General features: G+C 30.7%; 16 protein-coding genes. 6 read left to right on the top strand and 10 right to left on the bottom strand.

Annotated features, from left to right (window positions below; translation table 11 throughout):
- Nucleotides 1-91: 91 nt before the first annotated feature.
- The gene (locus F7018_RS07160; protein ID WP_150899361.1) at nt 92-2,392 is read left to right on the top strand and encodes a M20/M25/M40 family metallo-hydrolase; all 2,301 of its coding nucleotides are present in this window, start codon (nt 92-94) and stop codon (nt 2,390-2,392) included.
- Between the two features lie 54 nt (nt 2,393-2,446).
- Here the strand turns inward: F7018_RS07160 and pyk are convergent, their stop codons facing one another.
- The 5 genes from pyk to F7018_RS07185 all read right to left on the bottom strand — a co-directional run bounded on the left by pyk (nt 2,447) and on the right by F7018_RS07185 (nt 6,671).
- On the bottom strand, nt 2,447-3,874 hold the full coding sequence (pyk, locus tag F7018_RS07165) for a pyruvate kinase (protein WP_150899362.1): 1,428 nt from the start codon (nt 3,872-3,874) through the stop codon (nt 2,447-2,449).
- A 3-nt stretch (nt 3,875-3,877) separates the two neighbouring features.
- Nucleotides 3,878-4,348, bottom strand: coding sequence for an IPExxxVDY family protein (locus tag F7018_RS07170; RefSeq protein WP_150899363.1), 471 nt, complete (start codon nt 4,346-4,348; stop codon nt 3,878-3,880).
- Between the two features lie 84 nt (nt 4,349-4,432).
- Nucleotides 4,433-5,170: a ribonuclease III gene (gene rnc / locus F7018_RS07175; protein WP_150899364.1), complete on the bottom strand. Its 738-nt coding sequence runs from the start codon at nt 5,168-5,170 to the stop codon at nt 4,433-4,435.
- A 6-nt stretch (nt 5,171-5,176) separates the two neighbouring features.
- Nucleotides 5,177-6,427 carry a beta-ketoacyl-ACP synthase II gene (gene fabF / locus F7018_RS07180; RefSeq protein WP_150899365.1) on the bottom strand — a complete coding sequence of 417 codons (1,251 nt, stop codon included), beginning with the start codon at nt 6,425-6,427 and terminating at the stop codon, nt 5,177-5,179.
- 7 nt (nt 6,428-6,434) lie between these two features.
- A complete protein-coding gene (locus F7018_RS07185) occupies nt 6,435-6,671 on the bottom strand; it encodes an acyl carrier protein (RefSeq protein WP_093871978.1) in 237 nt (78 codons plus the stop codon).
- 180 nt (nt 6,672-6,851) lie between these two features.
- Here F7018_RS07185 and purN point away from each other — a divergent pair, with 180 nt between their 5' ends.
- Together purN and F7018_RS07195 are read left to right on the top strand one after the other, a co-directional pair.
- On the top strand, nt 6,852-7,421 hold the full coding sequence (gene purN, locus F7018_RS07190) for a phosphoribosylglycinamide formyltransferase (RefSeq protein WP_150899366.1): 570 nt from the start codon (nt 6,852-6,854) through the stop codon (nt 7,419-7,421).
- On the top strand, nt 7,414-8,052 hold the full coding sequence (locus tag F7018_RS07195) for a ribonuclease H1 domain-containing protein (RefSeq protein WP_150899367.1): 639 nt from the start codon (nt 7,414-7,416) through the stop codon (nt 8,050-8,052). Before purN ends, F7018_RS07195 begins: the two co-directional genes overlap by 8 nt.
- 55 nt (nt 8,053-8,107) lie before the next feature.
- Here F7018_RS07195 and F7018_RS07200 read toward each other — a convergent pair whose 3' ends face one another.
- Entirely contained in the window at nt 8,108-8,455 is a 348-nt protein-coding gene (locus F7018_RS07200; RefSeq protein ID WP_150899368.1) for a toxin-antitoxin system YwqK family antitoxin, read from the bottom strand.
- 171 nt (nt 8,456-8,626) lie between these two features.
- On the opposite strand from F7018_RS07200, the gene F7018_RS07205 reads away from it, so the two are divergent.
- The 3 genes from F7018_RS07205 (at nt 8,627) to F7018_RS07215 (ending at nt 10,215) form a co-directional block, all read left to right on the top strand.
- Nucleotides 8,627-8,827, top strand: a complete 201-nt coding sequence (locus tag F7018_RS07205; protein ID WP_150899369.1) for a dodecin family protein — start codon at nt 8,627-8,629, stop codon at nt 8,825-8,827.
- Between the two features lie 163 nt (nt 8,828-8,990).
- On the top strand, nt 8,991-9,344 hold the full coding sequence (locus tag F7018_RS07210; protein WP_150899370.1) for a DUF1304 domain-containing protein: 354 nt from the start codon (nt 8,991-8,993) through the stop codon (nt 9,342-9,344).
- A gap of 64 nt (nt 9,345-9,408) precedes the next feature.
- A complete protein-coding gene (locus F7018_RS07215) occupies nt 9,409-10,215 on the top strand; it encodes a mechanosensitive ion channel family protein (RefSeq protein ID WP_150899371.1) in 807 nt (268 codons plus the stop codon).
- Here the strand turns inward: F7018_RS07215 and tsaB are convergent.
- From tsaB to F7018_RS07235, 4 genes are all read right to left on the bottom strand, one after another.
- On the bottom strand, nt 10,212-10,889 hold the full coding sequence (gene tsaB, locus F7018_RS07220; protein ID WP_150899372.1) for a tRNA (adenosine(37)-N6)-threonylcarbamoyltransferase complex dimerization subunit type 1 TsaB: 678 nt from the start codon (nt 10,887-10,889) through the stop codon (nt 10,212-10,214). The two genes, F7018_RS07215 and tsaB, sit on opposite strands and share 4 nt — an antisense overlap.
- 92 nt (nt 10,890-10,981) lie before the next feature.
- Nucleotides 10,982-12,307 (bottom strand): TolC family protein, encoded by a 1,326-nt coding sequence (locus tag F7018_RS07225; protein WP_150899373.1) that lies wholly within the window; start codon nt 12,305-12,307, stop codon nt 10,982-10,984.
- 217 nt (nt 12,308-12,524) lie between these two features.
- Nucleotides 12,525-12,737, bottom strand: a complete 213-nt coding sequence (locus F7018_RS07230) for a hypothetical protein (RefSeq protein WP_150899374.1) — start codon at nt 12,735-12,737, stop codon at nt 12,525-12,527.
- Nucleotides 12,730-13,251, bottom strand: coding sequence for a DUF420 domain-containing protein (locus F7018_RS07235; protein ID WP_150899375.1), 522 nt, complete (start codon nt 13,249-13,251; stop codon nt 12,730-12,732). The genes F7018_RS07230 and F7018_RS07235 overlap by 8 nt, the downstream gene beginning before the upstream one ends.

Consider the following 13,251-nt stretch of genomic DNA (forward strand, 5'->3'; position numbering starts at 1 on the left):
TTAGCTACTAAATATACTGATTTTTAACTAATTAACTATTTCGCAGATAAAGAATAAATTTACTTACTTTTATATGCATTAAAATTTTACTATGAAATCATCAAATAATTTTATCGCTGTACTAATCATAATTTTTACAGTTTATTGGAGTTTTAAAGATGTAATTCCTTCGGTTCCCTCAAATAATAAAGAACTAAAATCTGAGGACTTTTCGTTAAGTAATGCTTTATCTCATTTAAAAAACATTTCGAAAAAAACACACCACACAGGTTCACCTGAGCACAAAGTGGTTCAAGATTATATCGTAAATGAGTTAAAAAAACTGAATTTAACTCCTGAAATTCAATACCAAACAGCTATTAATAAAAAATGGAGAGCAAGTACTACTACTGAAAACATCATAGCTAAAATTAAGGGATCTGGTAATGGAAAATCATTACTATTACTTACTCATTATGACTCTAATCCACATTCTTCATTAGGAGCTAGTGATGCAGGTTCAGGTGTTGTAACTATACTAGAAGGAATAAGAGCATTTTTAGCTAAAAATAAACAGCCAAAAAATGATATAATTATTCTTTTTTCTGATGCCGAAGAATTAGGTTTATTAGGGGCACAAGCTTTTGTAGAAAATCATCCTCTAGCTAAGAATATTGGAATAGTATTAAACTTTGAAGCACGAGGTAGTGGAGGCTCTAGCTATATGCTAATGGAAACAAATGGTATGAATAAAAAATTACTTACTGAATTTTTAAATTCTAACCCAAACTACCCTGCTGCTAATTCACTAATGTACAGTATTTATAAAAAATTACCTAACGATACTGATTTAACTGTATTTAGAGAAAAAGGAAATATCAATGGATTCAATTTTGCTTTTATTGATGATCATTTCGATTATCATACTGCTCAGGATTCTTATGAAAGGTTAAATAGAGAAACTTTAATGCATCAGGCAGAATATTTTACTACATCTCTAAATTATTTTGCTAATTCTGACTTAACAAACTTAAACAGTGACGAAGATTATATTTATGTAAACTTTCCAATAATTAAAATGTTGACTTACCCTTTCTCTTGGGGAGGCACCTTATTAATTATAAGTTTCATCATATTTTGTGTGCTACTCTTTTTAGGTTTTTCAAAGAATAAACTTACTATTAGAGGCACTTTTATTGGTTTTATACCTTACATAGCTTCATTGGTTATTTGTGCTGGTGTATCTTACGGTTTATGGCAGTTAATTTTAATAATACACCCGCAATATACCGATATGCTTCATGGTTTTACTTATAACGGGTATCAATACATCATTGCTTTTATATTTTTAAATATTTGGATTGTATTTAAAATTTACAGCCGTTTTAAAGAACATAAAACTACAGATTTATTTATTGCTCCAATAGCTCTTAGTTTTATTTTAAACTATTTCATTTACCAATACTTACCAGGAGCAGGTTTCTTTATTATTCCTGTATATGCTTCTCTTTTAATTTTAGCTATTCTAATTTTAATGAAACTAAAAGCAAATTCTAAAGCCACTTTATTTGCCATAATATCAGTTCCAACTGTATATATTATAGCTCCTATGATTCAATTGTTTCCTGTTGCATTAGGACTTAAAATTTTATTTGTTTCAGCTATTTTTATTGTTTTAGTTTTTGGTTTTACCTTACCTGTTTTTCATCAACAAAAACGAAAGAACAGATGGCAAACTATTGTTGGCATTATATCTATAGTATTCTTTGTTCTTGCTACTTTTAACAGTGGTTTTTCAATTGATAAAAAAAGACCTAATAGTATAGTTTATATTCAAAATTCTGATGACAATACTGCTTACTGGGGTACTTATAACAAAACATTAGATAATTACACAAAACAAATTTTCGACTCAGATTATCAAGAAGGAAGTATTCCTTCGGTGGAAGGTAAAAGCAAGTATAATACTCGTTTTAACTATCATAAAAAGGCAGAAAACAAAAACTTAAGTACTTCTAATATTAAAATCAATTTAGATACCATTATTAATAATGAAAGGAAGTTAAACTTAACAATTACACCTACGCGTAACATCAATAAATATGAGTTTTACAACAATACTCCTATCCAATTAAAGGATTTGAAAGTAAACGGCGCTTTTTATGATGCTGGCAAGGCTTTTAAAGCTCACAAAGGAGTATTATTAATTTATCAAATAGCAAACTCTGATAAGGATGTAACCGTATCATTCACTATAGATAAAGATGAAAAACCTAACATTGTTTTAAATGAAGTTTCGTACGATTTATTAACACATCCTAAGTTTAATTTAAAGCCTAGAAGTGAAATAATGATGCCAATGCCTTTTGTAACCAACGATGCCATTATAACTTCCAAAAAAATACAGTTATAAAATAAAAAAGCGCAACCCAAAATAGGTTGCGCTTTTTTATTTATCTTATGCTTCTTAGTCTATTTGAGAAACACGTAAAGTATTTACCATACCTTTTGCTTTTACTGGCATTGATGATAAGTTGATCATAAAATCTCCTCCTTTTACAAAACCTTTTTCTTTGGCTATTTCATTAATATCTTCAACAGTATCATCTGTACTTAAATCTCTATCGTAATAGAAAGCTCTAACTCCCCATAAAAGATTTAACTTTCCTAAGATTCTTTTCTCTGATGAAAATGCTAATACGTGTGATTTTGGTCTCCATGCTGAAATTTGGAAAGCTGTATAACCACTATTAGTTAATGTAGAAATTGCTGCTGCGTTAATATCATCAGCCATTAAAGCTGCGTGATGACAAATAGATTTTGTTATAAATCTGTTTGTACGAATATGAGGTGGCTCTTGTGGAACTTTAATTAATTCAGAGAACTCAACACTACTAATAATTTCAGTCATTTTTTTAATAACTTTAATAGGGTGTTTTCCTACTGATGTCTCACCAGAAAGCATTACTGCATCTGCTCCATCCATAATTGAATTTGCAACATCATTTACCTCTGCTCTTGTAGGTACTGCATTATCAATCATAGTTTCCATCATTTGAGTAGCAATAATAACTGGAATTCTTGCTTCTTTAGCTCTACGAACTAAACTCTTTTGAATTAAAGGAACATCTTGCATTGGTACTTCAACACCTAAATCACCACGAGCTACCATTAATCCGTCACAATAAGGAATTAATGCATCTATATTTTCTACTGCTTCAGGTTTTTCAATCTTAGCAATAACTGGTACTCTATATCTTGACTTTTGTTTAATTAAGTCACGTAAAATTCTTAAATCTTCTGGAGTTCTTACAAAAGATAAAGCAACCCAATCAACTTCTTGTTGTAAAGCAAAAACAACGTCTTTTTTATCTTTTTCAGTCAATGCTGGTAAAGAAATGTTTGTATTTGGGAGGTTTACTCCTTTTTTAGATTTTAATGGACCACCTACTATTACTTTAGCTACTACTTCTTTCTCTTTATCCGTAGAAACTACTTCAAATAATAGTTTACCATCATCTACAAGAATTTGTTCTCCTGCTTTTACATCTTTAGGAAAACGTTGGTAAGTCATAAAAGCTTTTTCCTTAGTTCCTTCACATTCTTCTGTAGTAAAAGTAAAGGTATCTCCAGCTTTTAATTCTACTCCTTCTTGCATTACCCCCACTCTAAGCTTTGGCCCTTGTAAATCAGCTAAAATTGCTACATTGTAACCTCTTTCTTCATTAATTTCTCTAATTTGCTGAATACGCTCTTTTACAACATCATAATCTGCGTGAGAAAAGTTAATTCTAAAAACATTTACTCCAGATGCAGCCATTTCAGCTAAAACCTCTTTTGTACTTGTTGCTGGTCCTAATGTTGCTACAATTTTTGTTTTCTTATTGTGTGGCATAATTTAAAATATTAAAAAATCTTTCGATTTTAACGATTCAACCTCTACTTCGTAAGAGGTTATAACTTGAGGTATTTGATTTATTTTTTCTATTGTTTTCACAATATATTCATAATCAAAATCTCCTTCTATCTTGAGAAAATAATCAACCTTCTTTTTTTCAGAAACTAAATACATTATAGAATCACTTTCATTAAAAAGACTCGTTGATATAGTTTTTTGTGTCGATTTATATTTATTGGAAATTAAGAACCAATCATATTCTAATTCTACGTTAGTATACTCATACACGGCGTAAGAAGATTGGTTGTTTTTTCGAGTAAAATCTAAATCATAACTGGCTCTGCAAAACTTAATTTGCAGGTATTGATTTAACAAATAAGCTAACCTGTACTCACTCAATACAGTATGAATACCTATTAATGCATAATCATTATCAGAAAAATCATCAATATTTAGTGCATAGGTAGCCATTAAAACAACTATTTGTTTTTTGCTAAATTAATGAATGTATCTAAAATATAATGTGAAATTTACGAAAACGTTTTCGGCTAAATGTTAAGAATTTGTCATCTGACTTTGCATAGCATAGTACACTCTTTTTGCTGCAATTTCCTCTGCTTTTTTCTTAGAAGTAGCTCTTCCTTTGGCTACAATAGTACCATCAATACTTACTCTAACACTAAAATGCCTCTTGTTTTGGTTTCCAGAATCTTCGTATGATTCGAATTTATATTTCTTCTTTTTCTTCTGACACCATTCTATCACAAAACCTTTGTAACTAGAAATTTTACCTTCTAATCTTTCAATATCTACATAAGGTAATATTACTTGTTCATAAATAAATTGATGACAATAATTGTATCCTCTATCTAAGTATATAGCACCTATTAGAGCCTCAAATATATTACCATAAATATTATTGCTAATATGATCTTGTGAAATATTGCTTTTTACAAAACGTATCAACTCCAAATCTTTTCCCAAAGCGTTTAAGTGTTCTCTACTTACTACTTTAGAACGCATTTGAGTTAAATATCCTTCGTCACCTTTAGGCACCTTTTTATATAAATAAGATGCTATTACCGAACCTAAAATTGCATCACCTAAAAATTCTAATCGCTCATAGTTAATAGGGTTTCCTTTGCTATCAACTAATTTAAGAGACCTATGTGTAAAAGCCTTCTTATAATGCGATAATTTTATAGGTTTAAAATTAAGCAGTTCTTTTAATTCGTAGTAAAAGTTTTCATCTTCTTTAGTCTGGGGTCTTACTATTCTACGAAGAAAATTCATATAGGGTTAATCTAGTTTTCTAAAAGCGATACAAGCATTGTGTCCACCAAAACCAAATGTATTACTTACCGCGACTTTGATATCTCTCTCTTGTGGCTTATTCAGTGTTAAATTTAAATCTGGATTAATATTTTCATCAACATTCTCGTGATTTATTGTTGGAGGTACAACACCGTGCTCCATTGCTAAGATTGCTGCAATAGATTCTATAGCACCAGCTGCTCCTAATAAATGTCCAGTCATGGACTTTGTAGAATTGATGTTTATATTTTTAGCATGATCTCCAAAAACTTCAGAAATCGCTTTCAACTCAGCTACATCTCCAAGAGGGGTAGAAGTACCGTGAGTATTAATATGATCTACGTCTTCTGGCTTTATACCAGCATTTTCAAGACAGTTTTTCATTACTGCAATTACACCAATTCCTTCTGGATGTGGTGCAGTCATGTGGTGAGCGTCAGATGACATTCCACCTCCAATAACTTCTGCATAAATTTTAGCTCCACGAGCTTTGGCATGTTCGTACTCTTCTAATACAATTGCTCCTGCTCCTTCTCCTAAAACAAACCCATCACGTTCGCTATCAAATGGTCTTGATGCTGTTTCTGGACTTTCATTTCTAGTTGATAAAGCGTGCATTGCATTAAACCCTCCCATACCTGCAACTGTAACAGCAGCTTCACTACCACCAGTTACAATAACATCACAATGACCTAGTCTAATGTAATTAAGTGCATCTATCATCGCATTTGCAGATGATGCACAAGCAGATACCGTAGTATAGTTAGGCCCCATAAATCCATTTTTAATAGAAATATTTCCTGGAGCAATATCTGCAATCATTTTTGGGATAAAGAATGGGTTGAATTTTGGTGTACCATCTCCTTTTGCGAAATCTAATACTTCGTTTTGAAATGTTTCCAATCCTCCAATTCCTGCTCCCCAGATAACACCAACTCTTAATTTGTTGACTTCATCTAAGTTTAACTTAGCATCAGCAATAGCTTCATCAGAAGCTACCATTGCATACTGAGTAAATCTATCCATTCTACGTGATTCTTTCCTATGTATGAAATCATTCACGTTGAAGTTTTTCAACTCACATGCGAAACGAGTTTTGAACTTGGCAGCATCAAAATACGTTATAGGTGCTGCTCCGCTAACTCCGTTAACTAAGCTATTCCAATATTCTTCTTTATTGTTCCCTATTGGCGTTAATGCGCCAAGTCCAGTTACTACAACTCGCTTTAATTGCATATAAATCTTATTTTTTTGCGTCTTCTATATAGCTTACCGCTTGACCTACAGTACCAATGTTTTCTGCTTGATCATCTGGAATTTGAATATCAAATTCTTTTTCGAATTCCATGATTAACTCAACAGTATCTAATGAATCTGCTCCTAAATCGTTTGTGAAGCTTGCTTCGTTAGTTACTTCGTTATCGTCTACTCCTAACTTGTCTACGATAATTGCTTTTACTCTTGATGCAATGTCTGACATAATTTGTTTGTTTTAAAATTTAAAATCGAGGCAAAAATACAAATCTTAGTTATTAATTCTAACTTTTGCTCAAAAATGTGATGCCTAAAATAAAAAAAATACTTGAATATTTCGCTACACACACCACCGTTGTTAATAATTATTCTTTTTTTTGCAGTAACAAAACAACTAAATTTTAACATGAAACGTATCGTAATTTTTGCTTCTGGCTCTGGATCCAACGCCGAAAATATAATTAAATACTTCAATTCTTCTCAAATTGCCACTGTTACTCACGTGCTGTCTAACAATGAACATGCCAAAGTTTTTGACCGTTGTGAACGACTAAACATAGAAGCATCACTCTTTGATAGAGAGAGCTTTACAAAAGACGACACCGTACTAAACTTTTTACAGGTTGAAGCTGACATAATTGTCCTTGCTGGATTCTTATGGCGTATTCCTGCAAAAATTGTTGAAGCTTTTCCTAATAAAATTATAAATATTCACCCTGCTTTGTTACCTAAATATGGAGGAAAAGGCATGTACGGAATGAATGTTCATAAAGCTGTAAAGGAAAATAATGAAACGGAATCCGGTATTACAATTCATTATGTTAATGAAAATTATGATGAAGGAGCTATTATTTTTCAAGCTAAAACAATTATAGACAAAAACGATTCACCTGAGCAAATAGCTGAAAAAATTCATATCTTAGAATATGAACATTTTCCTAAAATAATTGAAGAAGTAATTACAAAGAATGTCTAAAAAGAAAAAATACTATGTTGTTTGGCAAGGTAAAGAAAAAGGTATTTTTACCTCTTGGAATGCTTGCAAAAAACAAATAACGGGGTATGAAGGTGCCCAATACAAAGCTTTTATTGATAAAAAAGAAGCCGAAATTGCGTTTACCAAGAGTTATAACGACTATAAAGGAAAAGATACTAAAAAAATTGTTCTATCTGCTGCCGAAAAAGCTAAATATGGAAATCCTATTTTAGAAAGTATCTCTGTAGATGCCGCTTGTGCTGGTAATCCTGGAAAAATGGAATACAGAGGTGTTTTAACTCACAATAAAAAAGAAATCTTTAAAATGGGGCCTTTTATTAATGGAACCAATAATATTGGTGAGTTTTTAGCTTTAGTCCATGGAATTGCTTTATTAAAAAGTAAAAACATGCATGAACTACCTATTTATTCAGATTCTAAAATAGCAATGGGATGGGTTCGAAAAAAACAATGTAGAACTAATATTGTTTTTGATGAGAAGAATAAAGATATTTTAGACTTAATAAAACGTGCCGAGAAATGGCTAAAAGAAAACTCTTTTAAAAACCCTTTATTAAAATGGGAAACTAAAGCTTGGGGAGAAATTCCTGCTGATTTTGGAAGAAAATAAAAAACCGAGTAGAAAATCTACTCGGTTTTTTTTATTCTGTTTAATCTCCCAAAGGCTATTTGATAGCCATTTTAGTTTCTTCTTTCCAAGTTTGCACGCTTGCTATAACATTATTGTTATAATCAATTTCTTTCAATCCATCTTCTTTCCACATAAACCATTTACCTACTTTTTTTCCTGCTTCATAATGTGCAATAGCAGTCTTGTTTCCTTTTTCATCAAAAGAAGTCCATGTCCCTGTTAACTTTTTGTTTTTGAAGAAACCTTGCTCTTTTACTTTACCATCCTTATAAAAATAAGTTGCTTTTACTAAATCTCCTGATTTCTCAAATTTTGGTTCTGTATCTTGAGCTTGTAATAATGATACTGATAAAACACAAGCGGCTATTATTAATTTCTTCATATCTAAACTTTTAAGGATTAACACTTACATTACAAATATATAAAAATATTTACATAATTGAAACATTTTCGTAACATTAATTTAACATTGGTTTTTAATCCTATTTTTTGACAAGGAAATAACCTTTAAAATTAGTATATTTATGAGGTATAAATCATAAAAGAAATTATTATGGCAGTAATGAAAGTTATTGAAATTTTAGCCAATTCTGACAAAAGTTGGGAAGATGCTACCAGAAAAGCCGTAAAACAAGCTTCTAAATCAGTTAAAGGAATTAAATCAGCATTTGTACAATCGCAAAGCGTAGTTGTAAACGATGATGAAGTAACTGAATTTAGAGTTAACTTAAAAGTTACTTTTGAAGTAAAGTAACACTATATTAACTAACTACTATTTAAACGATATTGTGTACAATATCGTTTTTTTATGCCTATAATTCTTACTAATTTCTCTCTATTTTTTTGCATATGTTTGTGTAAATAAACTTTGTTGTTATTAAAAAGCAACTATTAACTAACCTAAAAAACAATTAACAATGACTTATCCTCAATTATTTTTCGTTGCCTTAGTAGCGTTAATCCATATTTATATAGTTATTTTAGAAATGGTTTTATGGACCAAACCTAAAGGAATTAAAACCTTTGGTTTAAAATCGAAAGAATATGCTGAAGAAACTAAAATATTAGCTGCCAATCAGGGGTTGTATAATGGTTTTTTAGCTGCTGGCTTAATTTGGTCTATTTTATCTGAGAAAACTGATGTAGCACTATTCTTCTTAGGTTGTGTTTTTGTTGCCGGGATTTATGGCGCTTATTCAACAAAAAAGCCAAGAATATTCTTTGTTCAATCTATACCTTCTTTAATTGGTATATTGTTATTGATACTGTAACTTTGCTTCACTTTTTAAAAAACTAACGCTACTTACATTTTATTAATTTTTTAAAAACTTAAACATGAAAGAGTATTTAGACAAGTTTCAAAGCTTATTAATTGATTACACACCTAAGGTACTAACTGCTTTAGCAATTTTAATTGTAGGATTATTTGCCATTAAATTTGTTGTAAGAACCTTTAAAAAAATAATGAACAAACGTAGCGTGGATGTTACACTACAGAAGTTTTTGGGCGATTTGTTAAGCTGGTCTTTAAAAGCTTTATTATTTGTTACTGTTATTTCTAACTTAGGAGTTGCAACAACATCCTTTGCTGCTATTATTGGTGCTGCTGGTCTTGCTGTTGGTTTGGCTTTACAAGGATCATTATCAAATTTTGCTGGAGGAGCTTTAATTATGATTTTTAAACCTTTTAAAATTGGTGACTTAATTGAAGCACAAGGTGTAACTGGTGTGGTAAAAGAAATTCAAGTATTTACTACTCACATAAATACTCCAGGAAACAAATTAGCTATTGTACCTAATGGTGCTTTATCAAATGGTAACATTATTAATTATACTGCTGAAGGTAAATTAAGAGTTGATTTAACTTTTGGAGTATCGTATGATGCAGACATCAAAGAAGCTAAGAAAATTTTAATGGATGTTTTAACATCAAACCCTAAAGTATTAAAAGATCCTGCTCCTAGTGTGAATGTTTCTGAATTAGCAGATAGTTCTGTAAACTTTGCCGTAAGACCATGGACAGAAACTCCAAATTATTGGGATGTTTACTTCGAAACTACTGAAAACGTAAAATTAGCTTTAGACAAAGCTGGTATCGAAATTCCTTATCCACACTCTGTGGAAATCCAAAAAGAAGGCTAAACCTTCTTTTTTTCAGGAATCACAATAAAATCTTTTAAATAAAAAGGTTCAAAATAAGCGACATCTTCGATGTCGTTTTTTTTGTACTTCTCATAACTTAATGCAGCCATTTCTTTTGATGAAGGAAACTTTCCATCTACAAACACAGCATTTTCATGTGTAATAACTTCTTTGCATTTTGCAGCCCCATCACCTAAGAAATATACTTTTCCTTTTGACAACTCTTCTTCAAAAGAGTTTTCATCAATTATTTGAGCTTGTATTTCTCGCTCTTGCTCATAGTTTGAATTATATATTGCTGAATACACTTCCATTCTACGTGCATCTATCATTGGTACTATTAGTCCCTCTTCAACATTTATACTATGTGCTAACGACTTTAAAGTTTCGAGGGATATTAATGGTTTATCTATCGAAAAACAAAGTCCTTTTGCAGCAGAAACCCCAATACGAAGTCCCGTATAAGAACCAGGGCCTTTGCTTACTGCTATAGCATCTAACTTAGTTGTGGTTAACGCTAGTTCGTCTAAAACCTCTTGAATAAATGGATGTAATTTTTCTGCATGAGAATAACTTCCTTCATTTAATTCTCTAATAGCTATAACCTTTCCGTCTTCTGCAATACTTACTGAACAGTTTTTAGTAGCTGTTTCTATATTTAAAATTAATGCCAAACTAATAATACTTTTTTGCAAAGATACATTATAAAGAAAAACCTCGTTAAGTAAAAATTAACGAGGTTTTTCTTTTTATATGAACTTTATGTCTAATCTACTATCGACTCTCCAAAATAGAACTTTAATACTTTTGTTTTAAACACATAATCGTATTTAGCTCTAATCATAGCTCCTTCTGCATTAACCAAACGATTACGAACTTGATCAAAATCAAACTGTGTCATTGAACCATAATCATAACTTACTTGTGCATTTTTAAAAGCTTCTTTTTGGGCATCTAAAGATACTTTTGCTGCTTCAAATGTTTTTGCTGCTGCTTTCGCATCTAAAAATGACTGCTCTATTGTTTGACGCAATTGTAATTTTTGATTCTCTAAAGCTAACTCTGAATTTTCTTTACTGATAATAGATTTTGAAACTCTATTTTTTGTTTGAAAACGATTAAATATTGGGATATTTAATGATAAACCAACACTATATCCTAAGTTATCATTTATTTGTTTAAACAAATAATCATTGGGAAAAATATCTGTATTGAAAAAATGCTGATATGAACTTCCTGCACTCGCATCAAAAGATAAGCTAGGTAGATAAGCTCCTTTAGCTAAATCTATAGAAAGATCTGCATTCTTTACATTTAATTCTGCTTTAGTAATCTCTGGTCTATTTTTTACTGCTTTTTCGAAAACCACATTCGAATTATCATATAACAGGGCACCTGAAGGAGAATTTAAATCTATTGTTTGAACATCAAATCCTTCATAAGGCAACTGTAATAACTGTGATAATCTTAACAAAGCTAAATTTAATGTATTCTCTTGAGTAACTACATTTTGCGCATCAGTTGCTGCTGTAGATTGAACATTTAACAAATCACCTTTAGGTACTGCTCCAGCCTCAAATTGAGCTTTGGCTCTATCAATTTGTTTTTTGCTTATTTCAGCCTGAATTTTAGCTACATTTAAATTTTCTTTAGCAAATAATACATTCAAATAAGTATTTACTACATTTAAGGAAATATCATTTTCAATAACTTCTAAATCTAATTTACTTCCTTCAACTCCTAATTTCGCTTGTTTGTAGGTATTTAAATTTCTAAACCCATTAAACAAAGTTGTTGAAGTTCTTAAACTTCCACTAAACCTAAGGTTATCGGCAGAAATCCTTGATCCATTTTGGGCAATTGAAGAACCAAAATTTACAGAACCACTTGAAGATGCATTTAAATCTGGTAGAAAACTCCCCTTAGCAATAGCTACATCTTTTTCAGCAAGTTGTACACTTAGCTTATTTTGTTTGATTGTAATGTTATTTTTTAATGCATGGTCTACACACTCTTTAAGCGTCCACTGTTTTTGAGAAAAACCTGTTAATGAGACTAATAGAGCTCCTAGTAATACAATTTTTGTTTTCAAGACGAATATTTTTTTGTTCATTATAGTTAGTCAATTGGTATTCCAAAAAAGAATAAAACATAACTTCTTGTATACCAGTAAACTAGTTGTTTTTCAATTTCATTTAACTGTTTGATTTCGAACATTATTAGATTCAAAATCGAACATTTTTTTAAAACTGTTTTTATATGACGACTAAAAATAGAATATGTTACAAAAAAAAACTCTTATTAGACTGTTAATTTTTTGAAGCCTTTTTATGGCGGTATATAAAATAAAACAACAACCCAACTAATATATAAGGAAACACCATTAAATAGGTTATTCCATTATTAACTCCTTCAGCCATTGTTTCATTACCTCCTTCTACTACAGCCTTACACATTGCACATTGTGCAGATACGTTTGTTGAAGCTATTAATACTAGAATTAAAACTAATTTTTTAAACATAATATGGTGATATCATTAAATATACTACAACTCCTGTTACTGCTACATATAACCATAGCGGAAATGTGATCTTAGCTATTTTTTTATGCTCTGGAAACTTCCCCAGTCTAGCTCTCATAAATGTTACCAGTACAAATGGAATTATTATTACAGACAAAGCAATATGTGTTAATAAAATAAATAAGTATATATACTTTATTACTCCCTCACCTCCAAATTTTGTTGAATCCGAAGTCATATGATAGGCTACATACATAACTAAAAACAACACAGAACATACAATTGCTAAAGTATTTAACTGCTCGTGAAGCTTTCTATTTCCTTTTTTAATTGCTACTACCGATGCTACTAATAACACAGCTGTCAATCCGTTTATACTTGCATATATAGGTGGCAAAAAAGTCAAGGGCTCTACATTAGGTATTTTAATTCTAAATAATGCAGCTACCGCTATTGGTATTATTATAGATACTATTGTAATAAACCTTTTATATTTTTTTTCTTCTGCACTCAT

The sequence above is a fragment of the Tenacibaculum aiptasiae genome (assembly GCF_008806755.1).
Taxonomy (GTDB): domain Bacteria; phylum Bacteroidota; class Bacteroidia; order Flavobacteriales; family Flavobacteriaceae; genus Polaribacter; species Polaribacter aiptasiae.

What these genes read in the sequence shown, in the direction of transcription:
- F7018_RS07195 (WP_150899367.1), top strand. Translation starts at nt 7,414, where the DNA reads ATGTCTAAAAAGAAAAAATACTATGTTGTTTGGCAAGGTAAAGAAAAA.
- fabF (WP_150899365.1), bottom strand. Translation starts at nt 6,427, where the DNA reads ATGCAATTAAAGCGAGTTGTAGTAACTGGACTTGGCGCATTAACGCCA.
- F7018_RS07215 (WP_150899371.1), top strand. Translation starts at nt 9,409, where the DNA reads ATGAAAGAGTATTTAGACAAGTTTCAAAGCTTATTAATTGATTACACA.
- F7018_RS07210 (WP_150899370.1), top strand. Translation starts at nt 8,991, where the DNA reads ATGACTTATCCTCAATTATTTTTCGTTGCCTTAGTAGCGTTAATCCAT.
- purN (WP_150899366.1), top strand. Translation starts at nt 6,852, where the DNA reads ATGAAACGTATCGTAATTTTTGCTTCTGGCTCTGGATCCAACGCCGAA.
- rnc (WP_150899364.1), bottom strand. Translation starts at nt 5,170, where the DNA reads ATGAATTTTCTTCGTAGAATAGTAAGACCCCAGACTAAAGAAGATGAA.
- F7018_RS07170 (WP_150899363.1), bottom strand. Translation starts at nt 4,348, where the DNA reads ATGGCTACCTATGCACTAAATATTGATGATTTTTCTGATAATGATTAT.
- F7018_RS07160 (WP_150899361.1), top strand. Translation starts at nt 92, where the DNA reads ATGAAATCATCAAATAATTTTATCGCTGTACTAATCATAATTTTTACA.
- F7018_RS07185 (WP_093871978.1), bottom strand. Translation starts at nt 6,671, where the DNA reads ATGTCAGACATTGCATCAAGAGTAAAAGCAATTATCGTAGACAAGTTA.
- F7018_RS07230 (WP_150899374.1), bottom strand. Translation starts at nt 12,737, where the DNA reads ATGTTTAAAAAATTAGTTTTAATTCTAGTATTAATAGCTTCAACAAAC.
- F7018_RS07200 (WP_150899368.1), bottom strand. Translation starts at nt 8,455, where the DNA reads ATGAAGAAATTAATAATAGCCGCTTGTGTTTTATCAGTATCATTATTA.
- F7018_RS07205 (WP_150899369.1), top strand. Translation starts at nt 8,627, where the DNA reads ATGGCAGTAATGAAAGTTATTGAAATTTTAGCCAATTCTGACAAAAGT.
- pyk (WP_150899362.1), bottom strand. Translation starts at nt 3,874, where the DNA reads ATGCCACACAATAAGAAAACAAAAATTGTAGCAACATTAGGACCAGCA.
- F7018_RS07235 (WP_150899375.1), bottom strand. Translation starts at nt 13,251, where the DNA reads ATGAGTGCAGAAGAAAAAAAATATAAAAGGTTTATTACAATAGTATCT.